The 17,489-nt window shown below is 34.4% G+C and carries 13 protein-coding genes and 1 pseudogene; 11 read left to right on the forward strand and 3 right to left on the reverse strand.

Going from position 1 to position 17,489, the window contains the following annotated elements; all coding sequences use genetic code 11:
• The first annotated feature begins 245 nt into the window (after window positions 1-245).
• The 4 genes from PSR14_RS09520 (at window position 246) to PSR14_RS09535 (ending at window position 7,012) form a co-directional block, all read left to right on the forward strand.
• The gene (locus PSR14_RS09520) at window positions 246-3,572 is read left to right on the forward strand and encodes an isopeptide-forming domain-containing fimbrial protein (protein WP_098487011.1); all 3,327 of its coding nucleotides are present in this window, start codon (window positions 246-248) and stop codon (window positions 3,570-3,572) included.
• Between the two features lie 40 nt (window positions 3,573-3,612).
• Entirely contained in the window at window positions 3,613-5,274 is a 1,662-nt protein-coding gene (locus PSR14_RS09525; protein WP_000821081.1) for a SpaH/EbpB family LPXTG-anchored major pilin, read from the forward strand.
• Between the two features lie 91 nt (window positions 5,275-5,365).
• The gene (locus PSR14_RS09530) at window positions 5,366-6,166 is read left to right on the forward strand and encodes a class C sortase (protein WP_098487010.1); all 801 of its coding nucleotides are present in this window, start codon (window positions 5,366-5,368) and stop codon (window positions 6,164-6,166) included.
• 21 nt (window positions 6,167-6,187) lie between these two features.
• Entirely contained in the window at window positions 6,188-7,012 is an 825-nt protein-coding gene (locus PSR14_RS09535) for a class C sortase (RefSeq protein ID WP_033674042.1), read from the forward strand.
• Window positions 7,013-7,069: 57 nt separating this feature from the next.
• On the opposite strand, the gene PSR14_RS09540 is transcribed toward PSR14_RS09535, so the two are convergent.
• A complete protein-coding gene (locus PSR14_RS09540) occupies window positions 7,070-7,249 on the reverse strand; it encodes an H-type small acid-soluble spore protein (RefSeq protein ID WP_001025740.1) in 180 nt (59 codons plus the stop codon).
• Window positions 7,250-7,315: 66 nt separating this feature from the next.
• Window positions 7,316-8,527 carry a helix-turn-helix transcriptional regulator gene (locus PSR14_RS09545; protein WP_000212358.1) on the reverse strand — a complete coding sequence of 404 codons (1,212 nt, stop codon included), beginning with the start codon at window positions 8,525-8,527 and terminating at the stop codon, window positions 7,316-7,318.
• A 117-nt stretch (window positions 8,528-8,644) separates the two neighbouring features.
• Here PSR14_RS09545 and PSR14_RS09550 point away from each other — a divergent pair, with 117 nt between their 5' ends.
• Both PSR14_RS09550 and PSR14_RS09555 read left to right on the forward strand, forming a co-directional pair.
• On the forward strand, window positions 8,645-9,913 hold the full coding sequence (locus PSR14_RS09550; RefSeq protein WP_000390433.1) for an MFS transporter: 1,269 nt from the start codon (window positions 8,645-8,647) through the stop codon (window positions 9,911-9,913).
• Window positions 9,914-10,018: 105 nt separating this feature from the next.
• Window positions 10,019-10,543 (forward strand): DUF4398 domain-containing protein, encoded by a 525-nt coding sequence (locus PSR14_RS09555; RefSeq protein WP_000736435.1) that lies wholly within the window; start codon window positions 10,019-10,021, stop codon window positions 10,541-10,543.
• 40 nt (window positions 10,544-10,583) lie between these two features.
• Here the strand turns inward: PSR14_RS09555 and PSR14_RS09560 are convergent, their stop codons facing one another.
• Window positions 10,584-11,477: a LysR family transcriptional regulator gene (locus PSR14_RS09560; protein ID WP_001050629.1), complete on the reverse strand. Its 894-nt coding sequence runs from the start codon at window positions 11,475-11,477 to the stop codon at window positions 10,584-10,586.
• Window positions 11,478-11,637: 160 nt separating this feature from the next.
• On the opposite strand from PSR14_RS09560, the gene PSR14_RS09565 reads away from it, so the two are divergent.
• The 5 genes and pseudogenes from PSR14_RS09565 (at window position 11,638) to PSR14_RS09585 (ending at window position 17,429) form a co-directional block, all read left to right on the forward strand.
• The gene (locus tag PSR14_RS09565; RefSeq protein ID WP_000351825.1) at window positions 11,638-12,630 is read left to right on the forward strand and encodes an ABC transporter ATP-binding protein; all 993 of its coding nucleotides are present in this window, start codon (window positions 11,638-11,640) and stop codon (window positions 12,628-12,630) included.
• Window positions 12,608-13,633 carry an ABC transporter substrate-binding protein gene (locus tag PSR14_RS09570; protein WP_000714696.1) on the forward strand — a complete coding sequence of 342 codons (1,026 nt, stop codon included), beginning with the start codon at window positions 12,608-12,610 and terminating at the stop codon, window positions 13,631-13,633. Before PSR14_RS09565 ends, PSR14_RS09570 begins: the two co-directional genes overlap by 23 nt.
• 12 nt (window positions 13,634-13,645) lie before the next feature.
• Window positions 13,646-15,316 (forward strand): annotated as a pseudogene (locus PSR14_RS09575) (ABC transporter permease).
• The gene (locus PSR14_RS09580) at window positions 15,313-16,575 is read left to right on the forward strand and encodes an MBL fold metallo-hydrolase (protein WP_113732568.1); all 1,263 of its coding nucleotides are present in this window, start codon (window positions 15,313-15,315) and stop codon (window positions 16,573-16,575) included. Before PSR14_RS09575 ends, PSR14_RS09580 begins: the two are co-directional and overlap by 4 nt.
• Window positions 16,576-16,595: 20 nt before the next feature.
• Window positions 16,596-17,429 carry a hypothetical protein gene (locus PSR14_RS09585; RefSeq protein WP_074532031.1) on the forward strand — a complete coding sequence of 278 codons (834 nt, stop codon included), beginning with the start codon at window positions 16,596-16,598 and terminating at the stop codon, window positions 17,427-17,429.
• Window positions 17,430-17,489: the final 60 nt, after the last annotated feature.

Raw genomic sequence — 17,489 nt, forward strand, 5'->3', positions numbered from 1 at the left:
TATCATCTAGGTTCGAGGGTCAGGCTGCTCAGCCTGCGAGTAGGGAGTCCCGCACGTTCACTGAGAAACACTCTTCAAATGTGGTAAATCCACAGGAGGTGAAAGAATTGTCCCAAATGATCCTAAAATCATTATCTAGAAATATCTTGGGACGTCCAAGTATTTTTATTTATAGGGCTCTTATTAAGAAGAAAATCTAAGCCTGTAATAGGGCTTAAATATTAATATACGAGGAGGTGATCTCTTTGCACAGTAGGATAAAAGAAAATAAAAAAGTATTAAATGCATTTGTAGTTGTTATGAGTTTACTCTTGCTATTATCCCAATTACAGTTTTTAAGTCCGATTGATACAGCAACGGCAGCAGTTACAGATGAAGAAGGGTTTGACACACCAACTTATCAATCCATTCATAAAGGTGATATGTATTCTACTGGTAATGTCAATTTAGGTATTAAAGCCACTGAATCTCAAAAGAAAACGGCGTTGTATTCTGATATAACGAATACTGCGTATACAGCACCGAATGGCTATACCCGTGAACTCATTGATGTAGATGATGACCCAACAACTACAAATTCATCTAAGGCATATATTCCTGTTCCAGAAGATGCTGAAATTGAATGGGCTGGATTATATTGGAGTTCCACACGTTATGAATTAACGCAGCAACAGTATGTAGCACCAGTTAAGTTCACGACTCCGGCGGGGAAGAGCTTTCAAGTAAAACCAAGTAATACGTATTACGGAAGTGGCTTGCTTTATGGTTTCGGTATTGATGGTACTTATTATTCTAACTATGCAGATGTTACAAAGCTTTTACAGTCCTCTAATTCAAAAGGAGGAAGCTATACTGTAGCAAATATTCCTTATCCAAATACAAAGCTTGCGTATAATTATGGATATTATTCTTTTGCCGGATGGTACATGCTAGTGATCACGAAAGATAAGTCAAAAACAAGAAAAGCATTTACTGTTTATGATGGTGGATTGAAAAGAGCTACTGGATCTGGTGAAAAAGAATTCACTGTGAAAAACTTTCTTGCTTCCAAAACTGGAGATTTAGATCCAAAAGTTTCTGTTTTTGCTGTCCAAGGTGATAGATATTGGCAAGGTGATAAACTCTTTGTTCATACAGATAATACTTGGAAGGAAGTTACTGATAAGCTGAATCCAACAGGTAATATATTCAATTCCACTATTTCTGAATATGAGGAACATATGCGAGATAAGTATCCAGGTACATTTAATCCAGATTATAAAAATAATTTGGGAGTTGATGCAGATTTAATCAAGTTACCAGCAGGATATATTAAACCAGAGCAAAAAGAAATACGCCTAAAAGCTGCGACAGCTGGTGATGACTACGTATTAAACACATTAGCCTTTGCAGTAAATGCAACAGCGCCAGAGCTTGTCATCGATAAGGAAGTAGTAGATGCAAAAGAAAAGTATGAGCCAGGTGATGAGGTTACATATCGTTTAAGGGTGAAAAACATTGAACCGAATTCGAGTTCTGTTGATACAAAAATTGAAGATGTTTTAGATTCACGTCTAGAATTTGTACCAAATTCGGTGAAAATCATTTCTGGTCCGAATGCTGGAAATGAAACAGAACAAGTTGACTATGATGCAAAGACAAGAAAGTTAACAATAAGAATTGGTGAAGGAGCAATTGCTACAAAAGGTGGAATCTATACGGATAAAACACCTGAGACAATCATTGAATTTAAAGCGAAACTAAGGGGAGAAAAGGTAGAAACAGAAATTCCTAATATCGCTGTCGTTCAAGGGATTGATGAGTTAACAGGAAGTCAGGTTGAAGCTAACGATTCTAATAAAGTAGTGGTTAAAGTATTACCCGAACGAGAAGAGAAACCTGGGAAGTTAGTAGCTACTAAACTAGCTAAAGATATAAACGGTGGTACGCTGAAAGTTGGCGACAAACTAGAATATACAATTCATGCTAAAAATAGTGTTCCAGATTCTATCTTAAAGGCAGTTAAAATTACGGATAACCTTCCTGAAGGAGTAGAGTATGTTCCGAACACGTTAAAGATAAACGGAAAGGAACAAACTGATGTTGAAGATGAAGATTATGCACATATAAAAGATGGAACGATTTATGCTCATTTCGGCGATCTTAAAGGTGAGGAAGAGAAAGCAATTACGTTTGAAGTTGTTGTAAAGCCGGAGATGGCAAATAAGAAAATAAAAAATATAGCAATAGTTGAGACTGATAGTTCGAAAGATAAGGAAAAGCCTGAAGTTGAAACACCGGTTGATCCGTTGTCTGGACAACTAGAATCGAAGAAAGAGATTATTGGTATTAAGCAAGAAAAATTCCATGTCAATGATGAATTAGAGTATCAAATTAAACTTCGAAATAAGGTAGAAAATGGGCTTATTAAAGATATGCGTCTAACGGATAAGCTTCCTGAAGGTATAGAGTATATAACTGGTAGCATGAAGTTAAATGGAAATTTATTGACAGATGCAGTTGACGAGGATGAGGGGTCGTATGAGGATAACACGATTAAATTAAACTTTGGTGACGTACTTGATACAGAAGAACGAACGGTAACTTTTAAAGTGAAAGTTACGCAAGATGCATTAAAAACGAAGGAAATTGAGAACATAGCGGTTGTTGAGGGAAAAACACCAGATAATGAAGATTTACCTCCACAAAAACCGAATGTAAAAACGAATGTGGAAGCAAAGGAACCTAAAGTAAGAAAGATGGTTTCGGATGCAGATGAAAAAGAAGTGGAAAAAGCGACATTACAAAGCATAGATGAAGAGTTTACGTGGCATGTAAACTATCATTTTGGTAATGACATTATGAACCTTGAAAAAGTAGTATTGCAGGATGACTTAGAGGATATTTTAACTATCTTACAAGTAAAACTTGTAAACAGCGATGGAGAAGAAATAGAAGTTATACCGCAAATTGATGAACAATTAAAGAAAGTAAGTATTGAGTTACCGAAGCAGGACGGAAATTATGCTTACCTTGCGAATCAATCGTATACAATGCATATTAAGTCAAAATTAAGCGCGAATGTAAATGCAGATATACTAACGAAATACAATGCGAATGATGGTATTCCAAATAAAGCAGAGTTACTGTTTGACCAGAAGAAATTCGTATCAAATGAAGTGTTGGTAGTACCGCCAGCATTAGGGGAATTTGAGATTGAAAAAGTAGATGCGAATGATGAAAATCTCAAATTGGAAGGCGCAGTATTTGAAGTGATTAGTAAAGATGGAAATATAGTATGTAAATTAACAACCGATAAAGATGGTTTGGCAACTTCTATTCCATTAATCGTTGGCAAATATACATTAAAAGAAGTACAAGCACCAAAAGGATATATGTTGATGAGGGAACCAGTAGAAATAGAAGTGAAATCTGGAATGGATTCACAAAGAATAAGAGTAGTAAATAAAAAGAGTGAATTTGTTATTCCAGATACTGGTGGAATAGGGACAATAATTTATTATGTAATTGGTGGAATATTGATGTTTGTTACATTGTTCCTCTTTGTTAGAAAGAGAAATAATGAGAGATAGAAAAAACAAAAGTAATACAAACAATAGGGAGTGGACAACAATGAAAAGGATTTTTAGTTTATTTTTAATCTGTATGTTAGCTTTTTCGACGTTATCTAACATGATTGTTAGTGCGGAATCAAAAAGTACAGGTACTTTAACGATTCACAAGTTTGAACAAAGTAAAGATTCTAAAACAACTACAGAAGGTAATGGAAAAGAAGGACAAACTGTTCCAGAAGATGCAAAACCTTTAGAAGGTGTAACTTTTGAAATTAAACGAATTGAGTCATTTGAAAAAATTTCAAATGATGGAACTGTTATAAAAGAAGATGCAAAGCCAGTAAAAGACGCTGCAATAACAAAGGTAACAAACGCAAAAGGGGAAGCTGTTTTTTCAAATCTTCCGCTAGGACGTTATGAAGTAAAAGCAATTGAGGGTCCAAAACATATTGCGTTGGATAAGACTACTTTTATTGTCGATATTCCAATGACAAGTACAGACGGTAAAGATTTAAATTACGATGTTCATATTTACCCTAAAAATGAAACAAAAAGAGGTTCAGTAGAATTCGTAAAAATAGGTGAAGCTGGTCAAGTGTTAAAAGATGCAGAGTTCCATTTGTTTAAAAAGAATAAAGATGGAACAAGCACACAAGTGAAGACACCAAGTTCATTAGTAACAGGGGAAGATGGTAAAGTTCGTGTAGATTCTCTAGAATATGGGGATTATTATTATTTTATTGAGCATAAGGCTCCAAACGGTTATATAACTAGTAAAGAAGAGCGTCCTTTCTCTATTAAGGAGTCTGGTGAAGTGGTTAAGCTAGAAGATATAAAGAACTATAAAGAACCTACCATTACTAAAAGTATAAATAATGGTTCAAAAGTAGCTGGAATCAATAAAGAGACAGATTATACGTATGATATCAAAACATTACTTCCAGAAGATATTAAATTATATAAAAAATATGTCGTAACAGATATTTTAGATGATCGTTTGGAAATAAAAGGCCAACCAATTGTTATGGTTGATGGAAAGAAAGTTGAAGATGGTAGTGTAAAAGTAGTTGTAGAAGGTCAAAAAGTAACCGCTACAATTGAAGATTTTTCAAAAATAAATGGAAAAGAGCTTCATTTACAAATTACTGCAAAAATTAAAAGTGATGTTGAATCTGGAGTGAAAATTCCAAACAAAGCAGTACTTGATTTTGTAAACAAAGATGATGTTTCATCAGAAAAAGATGGAAAGCCATCTAATGAAGTGGTGGTCACACCGACAGCGGGAAATATTAAAATTGAAAAAGTTGATGGTAAGGATAAGACGCTTAAATTAGAAGGTGCGAAGTTCCAATTACAAGATAAAAAAGGTAATGTTATAAAAGTTAATGGGAAAGAAATGAATGATATAACAGATGCAAATGGTATTATTACATGGAATGAAATCCCGTACGGTGAATATCAAATTGTTGAGACGGAAGCACCAAAGTATAAAGATAAAGACGGTGCAGTCGAACACTATCAAAAGTTAAGAGATCCGATTAATATTACACTTGATGAAAAACACCAAAAAATAGAGCTACAAGTCGAGAATAATAAGAGCGGTTGGATTATTCCAGCAACAGGTGGTATGGGTACAATTCTCTTCACAGTAGTGGGCCTTATACTAATGGCGGTAGCGACATTTATTTTCTTTAGAAAAAAACCTGTAAAAAATTCTTAATTTATATGTTTATAATAATTGAGTTTAGAAAAGAGGAAAGGCATATTGCTTTCCTCTTTTCCACATTTTATCCGTAGTGAAAGAGGCTATTATGAAACGAAATATAATTTTTGGAAGTATTTTTTTACTAGGATTAAGTATATTTCTCTATCCAACTGTAAGCAATTGGTTTGCAACAAGAACACATTATTCAGAAGTAAGTACATATGATGAAGCGATAAAGAGGCTGGAGCAGGAAGAGATTGATCGTAAAGAAATGGAAGCACGAGAGTATAATAAGAAGGTCCAAAATACAACGCAAACATTTTCAGATCCTTTTCGGGAAAAGGATGGTGAACGTAAAAGTTCTACTGTGGATATGTTAAATGTTGGTGATGTTATGGGGTATATTGAAATTCCAAAAATTGATGTGAACCTTCCGATTTATCAAGGGACAACAGAAGAAGTGTTAAGCCGTGGGATTGGTCAGTTGAATGAAACCTCATTACCAGTAGGAGGAGAAAATACGCATACAGTTTTAACGGGACATCGCGGTTTACCTTCAGCGCTAATGTTTACTCATTTAGACAAAATTGAAAAGAAAGATATATTTTATATTCATACATTAGATAAAGTACTTGCCTATCAGGTAGATCAAATAAAAGTTGTGTTACCAAATGAGACAGAAGATTTATTAGTAGTACAAGGACAAGATTACGCAACATTAATTACGTGTACCCCTTATGGAGTGAACACGCACAGGTTACTAGTGAGAGGACACCGTGTTCCATATGATGCTGGAGAAAAAGAAATGATTACAAAACCTTTCATTTTAGAAGATTGGATGATTGTTTTTCCTATTGGTATTATTTGCACTATCCTTCTAATAATCTATTTAAAAAAACGAAAATAGTATGTATTGTGTGGTGAGTGTGTGAGAAGGGGAGTTATAAGCGTAGTATTGTTTCTTACAGGATTATCCCTGCTTTTATATCCAATAATTGCTAATTATATAAACAAGTATGTATATAAGACAGAAGTGATACGTTATGAAAAAATGGTTGATGATTTAAAAATAGAAGATGTAAATGAGAAGTTTCGAAAGATGGAAACATATAATAAATCGTTAGGGAAAACTATTTTCAAAATGAGTGACCCATTTGTACAGGATGATGAAATAAGTACGGAACCGTTAAATTTTATAAACAAAGATGAAATATTTGGTACGATTTCTATTCCGAAAATAAATGAGGAATTGCCAATTTACTTAGGAGCAAGTCAAGAAAACTTAAGTAAAGGAGTAGGGCAAATTGAAGGGACTTCTTTACCGATTGGCGGGAAAGATACACATGCTGTATTGGCAGGACATCGTGGATATCACGGAGCAACGATGTTTCGTCATCTGGATCGGTTAAGTGATGGAGATGTATTCTATGTAAAGGTATTTGGAAAGAAGCAAGTGTATAAAGTAATTGGCCGTGAAATTATTAATCCAAATCAAGTGGATAAATTAAATGTAATAAAAGGAAAAGACAAAGTTACACTGCTTACATGTGAGCCATATACATCAAGTAAATATCGTTTGTTAGTATATGGGGAGCGAGTAGAAAGTGAGCAAAAGGAAATGAAACGTCTTAAAAAGAGTGTAGTCGAAGTTAGAAGCTATGAAACAAGAGACATATTTATAAAACTAGCTTGTGGAATAGTAGGCTTTATTGTAATTTGTATTGGTTTGTATGGATTACTAAAGAGAAAATAGGAATGACATTTATATAGAAAAAGAAAAATGCCACTTCAAAAAATGAAGTGGCATTTCTTATATTTCCTCTAAGCTATTAACTGGAACTGTTAATTCGCGTCCTGGGTTTTTTACTTCATATATGCGGGCGGTTTCATTGCTTTCGTCGACGTGTTGAATCATAACAGGCATGCCTTGAAAACTAACATTCGCTTGCTCCGCTGACACAGAAAGCTCTTTTGCACGTTGAATATTCATTTATATTCCTCCCATCATTATTATCTTTGCTAAAAAAGAGGAATAATATACCATTTCGAGACATTCTTAAAGTTTTTGTATTATTTGTAATGTTTCTTTAATAAATGAAGTGAAGATGGAGTCGGGATAACCATCTATCGTTTGAACTGCTTCTTTTGCTTCTTGCAAAGCAGCTGGTTTATCTTGCAGTTCTATATGGCACAGGGCACGATAGGATCCAGCTGTTAATAACCACGATTGATCAAGTGGATGACTCATATAATCTGGTATGGTAGCGTGTTTTAATGTTTCCAAAGCTTCCTCGTAACGTTTTAAACCATACAGAGATTTTCCTTTTTCAAGATAATACAATCCATTGTCTTGAAAAATTGGTTCGTCTTTTAGTTTTTCGCGAAATTGTTCTAGATGTTCTAATGCGATTGTATATTCATTAGTAATTGTATTGTAGTAATAAGCTTTTAATATATCTATATTTGCAGCGGATAAAGTATCTTCTGTAAAAATGGCAAATTGCTCTGACTTTTTTATGTAATATAAATATCGTTCTTTATCAGTTGTAATGATTTTTTGATAAGATAAAATACGGTAAAATTCATCTGTTTTATAATACACTTGATGTTTTTTTGAAAATGCAAGTGCATCTAAAATGACTTTTTCACATTTATCATAATTGCCGTATGCGAGTAAAATAATTGCTTCTTTTAAATATAATTGTATATGTGTAATCAAATCCATTTCTAAATTCTTCGTTTTATATTCATCGCGAACTTTGGTAATCAACTGTAAACATTCTTTATATTTTTTCCGTTTGTAGAGCATATAGTAAAACAGTAGTTTCGTTTCAGTACTTTCGCGATACAAAGTATATTTTTCAAATATAGAAACAGCTGTTTCAACGTAATATTCAATATTATAATCGTTCATAACAGCTGCTGCTGTTATGAACTGTTTATATAAACGAGCTGTATTTAAAGTTGGAGGTAAATCTGTTTGAACGATAGGTAGTAAAGTTTTGTATACTTCATCGCCATTTGCCTTTATTAGTGGCTCCATTTTTTGAATGAGTTCTACAATTTTTCCTTCATCTTCTTCTAATAAAAAGCTCGGTTCACATTCAAGTTTTTCTGCAATATATTGTAATGTTTTCATAGAAGGTGTAGCTTTTCCATTTTCAATTTGACTAAGCATACTTTTTGTCAATTCTGAACCTGCTAGCTCAGTTTGTGTAAGTTTTTTTTCTTTACGTAATGCTTTAATTTTTTCTCCGAGAGTTGCCATATTGTAGCTCCTTTATAATCAAAAGTTAAATACAATTAAACTTTTTGTTGTAATAATTGGAAAGTTGATTATATAATAAGTTTAACACAATTTAACTTTTAAAGGGAGAGTGTCATAATGGAAGATGTAAGTATAGATCAAAATGATTCAAGAATGAAGATTGCAACGAGAAATATCATTTTAATGATGATTGGAAAAATGACGTCTTTATTAGGCGCAGGTATTTATACGTTCGCAATGGGGTTATATGTATTAAAGACGACTGGTTCAGGGATGGGGTTTGCAACTACGCTCGTTTGCGGATCACTTCCAAGGATGATCTGTGGTCCGATTGCGGGTGCTGTAGCTGACCGTGTGAATCGAAAATGGCTTGTCATCGGTACTGATTTATTAAGTAGTTTAACGATGCTTATTATGTTTATTCTTGCGATTACTTTTGGGCCGTCACTTCTTTTTATTTATGTTTCAGCAGCATTATTATCAATTTGTGCAAGTTTTTATTCTGTAGCATTAACTTCTTCTATTCCGAGTTTAGTAGATGAGGGGCGTATTCAAAAAGCGAGTGCTTTAAATCAAACGGCAGCTTCTTTATCAAATATTTTAGGGCCGATTATTGGCGGAGTTGTATTTGGTTTCTTTTCCATTCAGTCGTTCTTTTTATTAAATAGTATTACGTTCTTTTTAGCGGTGATTTTGCAATTGTTTATCGTATTTGATTTATATAAAAAAGAAGTGGCTGAAAGAAAAGAACATTTCTTGACGAGTATAAAAGAAGGTTTTTCATATGTAAAACGACAACATGAAATATACGGTTTAATGAAAATAGCATTGTGGGTAAACTTTTTTGCTTGTGGGCTAACCGTTGCACTGCCATACATTATCATACGTACATTACATTTATCTTCAAAGCAACTCGGTACTGTAGAGGGAATGTTAGCGGTCGGGATGCTAATGGGTGCGATTACTTTATCAGTGCGTAAAGAAGTGAATAATCCGTTTCGTTCTATTTATACTGGACTGTTTTTGTTTGCAGGTTTAAGTTTATGTACAGTATTCCCGTTGTTAGTTACCATTCCAAAAGTAGCAAGTTTTATTTACTATATTGCTTTCATGATGTTAACTGGTATAGCAATTATGATTGTCAATATTCCGATGCAAGTACATATGCAAAAGACGACAGATCCGAGCTACTTAGGGCGTGTGTTTGGTCTACTTGAAACAATTGCGACTGCAATCGCACCGCTCGGTATGATTGTATATGGATTATTGTTAGACATGTTGCCAACTAGCATTGTTATGATGACAATAGGCGGAGGTTTATTGTTAGTTGTATTAGTTGGAGTAAGGCAACATATGGCGAAAAAACAAGTGAATGTGTCGGCTTAAAAACAAGAAAATAATAAAAATGACCAAATTAGTATTTTAGTTTTTGAAACTCTTTTTCATGTATGTTACAGTATAGTGAGCAGGTAAAGAAAAGGAGACAACAGCATGAAAAAATTAAGTTTTGTTATGCTTTTTCTGTTAGTCGTAATGGCTGGATGTAGTAATTATGACACATATATTGAAACAGGTATGCAATCATTGAAAGATGAAAAATATAGTGATGCAACAATGTGGTTTGAAAAAGCAGAAAAAGAGAAATCGGGAAATGAAGCGAAATCATATAAAGAAATGGCCGAGAAAATGGATAATGGAGCAACGGCATTAAAAGACGGTAAGTATTTAGAAGCGAAAGACATTGCAAATGAAGTGTTACAAATGAAAAAAGACGATGCACTTGAAACAGCTGTAACATCAAATGCAGAGAATATGCTTCAAAAAGCAAAAGATGTAGAAGAGAAAGTAAATGAAAGAGTAGCAAAACGTAGAAAAGTAGAAGAAGAAGGAATTGATAAACTCATTAAAGCTGTAGATAGTATAGATGATGTGAAAGAAAAAGAGAAAAAAGTTTCAGAAGCATTAGATAAGGCTGAAGAGGCGCAAGCAAAAATTGAAGCGAAGAAAAATAAATAGAGTTATAGCTTAAAAGACTGTCGTGTAAAGCGACAGTCTTTTAATTTTTTGTTGCATAAGAAGTGATGTTATGTAGTAAAAAAGAAATAATTTTAGAATTCCACCTGTCCTCATGATGAATCGTATAAATGTTACGTTGAAATTCAAATTCAGGGATGGGTATGTAGCGTAGTTCATTTCGTTGTACTTCTTGTTCAATAGCAAGTTTAGAAATAAAGGCAACCCCATTACCGTATTTTAAAATTTGTTTCATCGTTTCTAATGAATCTAATTCAATTTCTGATTGGAATGTAATGTTATGAGCTAACATCCATTTTGTAAGTAAATCTCTCGTTGTAGATGGATTACGATGTAGTAATATGCGTTCCTTTTCGATATCTTGTAATGATACATTTTCTTTTTTTGAAAAATGATGTTCTTTGGAGAAAGCAAGAACAAGTGTATCAGGCATTACATTCGTCTGTTTTAAAAGTGATTCATCAAACGGTGCTGCTGAAATTACACCGAGATCAATTTCATGATTTTGTAGCATCGTTCGAATTTCAGGAGCTGTTTTTACCATGAGTGTTATTTTTATATTTGGAAATTCACATTGAAATTGATGAACAATTTCTGGTAAAAGATAAGTCGCTGGTACATAACTAGCTCCAATTGTTATAGCTCCTTTATGAAAATCTTTAAACTCTTGCGTGACTCGCCTAGCTTCTTTCATAAGCGCATCTATTTTACAAGCATAATGATGCAATGCCTCACCAGCCTCTGTTAAGAAATATCTTCCAGAACGTAATTCAAATAAAGGTACACCGAGTTCCTCTTCTAAGCTTTTTATATGGAATGTAATAGTAGGTTGTTTAACTCCAAGCTGTTCTGCAACAATCGTGAGCTTTTTGTATTTCTTAATAAGCACTACAATTTCTAATTTTAAGAGATTCATGGCAAGTTGCCCCTTTTTCTTCTAACTATAGAAAAAATCTATAGAAATAAATAGTTTATTAGAAGTTTTTTAATTTAATCTTTACAGTACATTAACATTCAGTATAAATCTTCCATATAGAATGAAAGCAGGTTAAGAGTGAGGGGAGAGAGGTGAAACGATGGATATTAAAATTAGTGGATTAGAAAAATCATTTGGAAAAGTACAAGCGTTAAAGCCGTTACAAATTATGATGAAACAAGGTGAATTCACCACACTGTTAGGACCTTCGGGATGCGGGAAAACGACATTACTCAGAATGATTGCAGGACTGGAAGAGCCAGATAAAGGTGAAATATATTTTGGAGATACGTGCATGTATTCTTCTTCTAAAAAAATAAAAACATCTCCTCATGAACGTAATATCGGTATGGTATTTCAAGATTTTGCTTTATGGCCACACATGACTGTATTTGAAAATGTTGCATTTGGTTTAAGAGCTACAAAGCAAACGAATCAATTACGGGAAAAAGTAGAAGAGGCAATAAAGCGAGTTCGCTTGCAAGGGATGGAGAAAAGATATCCGCATGAACTCTCTGGCGGACAGCAGCAACGTGTCGCATTTGCGAGAGCAATTGTAACGAAGCCACATTTCATTTTGTTTGATGAACCGCTCAGTGCACTCGATGCAATTTTGCGAGAAGAAATGCGGTTAGAGCTTATGGATATCGTTCATTCCATTGGTTTAACGGCATTGTATGTAACGCACGATCAAACAGAAGCTATGTCAATGTCAGACCAAATTATTGTCATGAAACAAGGAGAAGTATTACAAAAAGGAACACCAGAAGATATTTATGTGAAGCCATCTCATGAATTTGTTGCAAAATTTGTTGGTAAGGCAAATTGGCTTGTAGAGGGTAAACAAATGGTTCGTCCAGAGCATGTGAGCTGGACAAAAAATGAAGTGTGTGAAATGTATACAGGTGAAGTCCAGCACGTTACATATGTAGGAGAGCGTTATGAAGTGAAAGTAAATATGGGGACACTCGGAATATGGACAGCTTATCACAATAGTAAGATAAGCATCGGAAAGCCAGTATCGTTATATGTACCGAAAAAATGTATTCATCATATAGGGGGAGAATCGTATGAAGAAATTCAGTTCGCTTAAGTCGTTATTTGTATGTACTTTATTATTTTCTGCCGTAGTAACAGGGTGTAGTTCAAAGACAGGTAATGCAGATGCAAAAAGTAAAACTACGAATGAAAAGAAGATTGTTGTATATAGTGCAGGACCAAAAGGATTAGCAGAAAAAATTCAAAAGGACTTTGAAAAGAAAACGGGTATAAAAGTGGAAATGTTTCAAGGAACAACAGGTAAAATTTTAGCGAGAATGGAAGCCGAAAAGAAAAATCCAGTCGTTGACGTAGTCGTACTTGCATCTTTACCAGCGATGGAAGGATTAAAAAAAGATGGACAAACGTTAGCTTATAAAGAAGCGAAACAAGCTGATAAGCTTCGTTCTGAATGGTCGGATGATAAAGGACATTATTTTGGATATAGTGCTTCAGCGTTAGGAATTGTGTATAACACAAAAAATGTGAAGACAGCGCCTGAAGATTGGAGCGATATAACAAAAGGAGAATGGAAAGGGAAAGTGAATCTTCCAGATCCAGCACTTTCAGGTTCAGCTTTAGACTTTGTGACAGGATATGTGAAAAAGAATGGAAAAGATGGATGGAATTTATTTGAACAGCTTAAGAAAAATGAAGTTACAGTAGCAGGGGCAAACCAAGAAGCGTTAGATCCAGTTGTAACAGGAGCAAAAGATATGGTCATTGCGGGTGTTGATTATATGACGTACAGTGCAAAAGCAAAGGGTGAACCAGTTGATATTGTTTATCCAAAAAGCGGAACAGTTATTAGCCCACGTGCAGCAGGTATTATGAAGGATAGTAAAAATGTAAAAGGTGCAAAAGAGTTTATTGATTATTTATTATCAGATGATGTACAAAAACAAATTTCTAAAGCGTATTTATTACCCGGTAGAACAGATATAAAAGCGGAAAATAGACCAAATGTGGAAGAGATTCCAGTATTACATATTGATTGGAAAACAGTTGAGAAAGAACAAGATGAAATAGGAAAACAATTTAAGAAAGTATTTCAATAAGATGGTGATTACATGGTAAATCGATTTGGATCAGTAAGGCAAGTTGGGATGACGGTAGCGTTGTTACTTGTGGCGATGTTAATCGTCATTCCGCTTTTTCTCATTTTACTTTCTAGTGTATATGAAAATAGTAGTTGGAATTTTTTAAAGCCGTTTGAAGTGATGCAGAGTGGTGGATTAGCTGGGATTTTTCTAAATTCGATGCTTCTAGGTGTACTCGTAGTAATAGGGGCAACTATCTTTGCATTTCCACTAGCTTTCATTATGAGCAAAACAGATGTTGGAAAGCATAGCAAGTTAGATATTGTTTTTATGATTCCATTTATGACACCGCCGTATATTGGATCGATGGGCTGGATTTTGTTCATGCAACCGAACGGCTATTTTGAACAGTTTTTTCCGATGCTAAAGATGGTTTCATCTTCGTTCTTTAGCTTAGGAGGTATGGTTTTAATTATGAGTCTGCATTTATTCCCATTTCTTTACTTCATGTTGAAGAATACATTACTTCAAATTGGGAGTAGTAAAGAAGAAGCGGCAGCAGTTCATGGTGGAAGCTTTTTCTATCGTTTAAGAAAAATAATATTACCGTTATTAGTATCAAGTTATGTAATGGGTGCTTTACTCATTTTCGTAAAGACGATTGCTGAATTTGGAACACCGGCTACATTTGGACGAAGAATCGGATTTCATGTGTTAACATCAGAGATTCATAAATTTATTTCGAGTTGGCCAATTGATTTTAGTAGTGCAACAGCATTATCTTCTTTATTACTTAGTGCATGTATGCTCATTTGGTATATGCAAAACGTATTAAATCGAAAGTATTCATATGCAATGGTTAGTGGAAAAGGTGTGAAATCTAAAAGGTACACTTTGTCTATATATGTGCGCGTTGTAGCATGGGTTTATGTAATTGGTTTATTAATCGTATCAATTGGAATCCCGTATTTTTCTATACTGATTGCTTCTTTGTCAAAATTAAGAGGCGGAGGCTTACAGTTACATAACTTTACAACGAGTCATTATGAAGCATTATTTACAATCGGATCTCCAGGATTAGAAGCTCTATGGAACAGTTTTCTTTTTTCACTTATAACAGCGATTATTGCTGTTATGATTGGCGTCTTTTTAGCACTTATGATTCGAAAGGGGAAAAAGTCCTCTGAAAAATGGCTGGATATGTGCGGTATGTTACCGAACATGGTACCAGGAATCGTAATGGTTGTAGGGCTTATTTTATTTTGGAATTCCCCCTATATGCCCCTGTCCATTTACAATACACCAGTCATGGTAATCGTAACGTACGTTGTTCTTTTTTTACCTTATACAGTGCAGTATGTAAAAGCATCGCTCGGGCAAATTGATGATTCTCTCGTGCAGGCAGGAAGTATTTTTTCTGGGAATTATATGTATATTTTTAGAAAAATAATATTCCCTCTTATTATCCCGGGTATTCTTGCCGGATGGGCGATGACATTTACAATCTCGATAAGGGAGTTAGTAGCATCGCTTCTCGTACTACCTCCATCGGTAGAAACGTCAGCAACATTTATTTTTGCTCAATTTTAACAAGGAGAAGTATCTATTGGAATGGCGATGGCTGTCGTTTCAGTTGGACTTACAACACTATGTTTATTACTTCTGCAGCATATGGAGCACAAACGAAAAGGGGTAGCATGATGAGGGTAGAAGTATGGGGAGGAGCGGGAGAATACGGTCGCTCCTGCTACTTCGTAAAAAATAAAGAGACAAAAATATTATTTGATTGTGGTATTAATCGGTCATATAAGGATAGTTATCCAAAAATAGAACGAGAAGTTGTACCGTTTTTAGATGCAGTATTTTTGTCACATATTCATGAAGATCATACGATGGGCTTACCTTTATTAGCGAAGTATGGATATAAGAAAAAAATATGGACAACTCGTTATACGAAGGAGCAACTCCCAGCTTACTATGAAAAATGGAGAAACTACAATTTGGCGCAAGGATGGCATGTACCTTATACCGACCAAAATGTGAAAGATTTAAATTATGTATATATTGATGAGATTAGCAATCCGAATGAATGGGTACAGATTACTCCTACATTGCGTTTTCAATGGGGGTATAGTGGGCATGTATTAGGAGCTGTTTGGTTTTTAGTGGACATGAGTCATACATATGTATTCTATTCTGGCGATTACTCAGCAGAGTCTAACATATTGCGAGCTAATTTACCTGAGAAGTTGCACGGCGATATAAAAGTCGCAATCGTAGATGCCGCTTATCATACTGATGATGTTTCGCAACATGAACGAATAAACGAACTATGTACAGAAATTGAACGCGCCGCCGGGAATAAAGGGATAACATTACTACCATTGCCCCCCCTTGGTAGGGCGCAAGATATCGTATTGTATTTATATAAAAAATATAAAGAACTCCCTATTATAGTAGATCAAGAAATTTTGGATGGATTTCAACAGATGTTCGCATATAAAGATTGGATCAAAAATAATGAAGAACTTGAAGAGCTAATGGAGAGTTTAAAAAGAAACATAATAGTTATGGATGATGACAGCGGTACGCAACATAGTTATGGAATAGTTGTAATGAGTGATGCGAATATGCAAACGAAGCGAGCGCAGTTATATTATGAACAACTTCGGCATGACGAACGAAATTCTATTATCTTTACTGGACATATTGCGAAAGGGAGTTTTGCAGAAAAAGTTTTGAAGGAACGTGTAGGTAAAGAATGTAGGGTGAAGCGAGTTCTATATAAAGTTCACCAAAGTATAAGAGATGTGAAAGAGATGTTAAATACATTATCACCAGAACATACGGTGTTAGTACACGCTTTGAAAGAGGATACGGATCGATTACAGAAAAAGCTTAGCACCGCAGGGTATGAAAATGTATATTCACTTACTATGGAACGAATAGAAGTCATTTGAAATGTAAAGGGGATAGGTATATGAAAAGCGTATTTGTATTCGTAAGTATTTTCTTTTGTTGTTTCCTTTATAACGTTAAGGAAGGATTTGCCGCTAGTCCAATGACACCTAGTTTTGAAGTGAAGTTATTATTAAAGCCAGAACAAGTACTAGGTCCTAACAAAGAGATGAAGCAAGATGTACTAGAGCATTTCCAGGCTGGTACAAATTATGAAAGAATACAAGTACAGTTTTTAGATACTGCAAATAAAAATTTAAGTAATGAAGGCTGGTTTGCCAGAATACGAAAGAAAGAATTTAGTAAAGATTTTGAGCTAACATATAAAAAAAGATATCCTATTCCAAATGGTGTAATTCAAGATGCACTAGAAGTAGCTAAAAAAGAAGGATTCGATAGTAATACGGATAGTTATGAGGCGGAAATAGACTGGGGATTTGAAAAGAAAACGTTAAGTATTTCAAATAAGAAAAGTTACAGTGCGAAAGGATATGGAGTACTTGATTTACCAAACGAAAAAGCTGCTCAAAACATGTTAGTAGAAAAGTTACCGGGGAAAATGAACAAATGGTTGTATACGAATTGGGGAGAAGAGATGTTAAGGGATTCCCGTATTTACGGTCCTGTATTAATGAAAAGGTATACAGGGGAGTTTAAAAATAGTAAAACGAATATTGAAGTTTGGCCACTAAGTAATACAGGGAAAATAGAAGATGATTTCGTAATAGAAGTGTCGTTTAAAACAAATGAGGAAAGTATAGCAAAAGAAAAAAGAGAATTATTAATGAAGAGTTTAGACCAAAAAGGCTGGTTGTTACCGAAAGATAGTTTGAAGACAGAGCTTATTTTTCAGTAAATAGTAAAAAGGAATCCATATGCCATGGATTCCTTTTTATATATGAGTATTAAGCTAAAT

The sequence above is a fragment of the Bacillus sp. A01H genome (assembly GCF_045277205.1).
Lineage (GTDB): Bacteria > Bacillota > Bacilli > Bacillales > Bacillaceae_G > Bacillus_A > Bacillus_A paranthracis.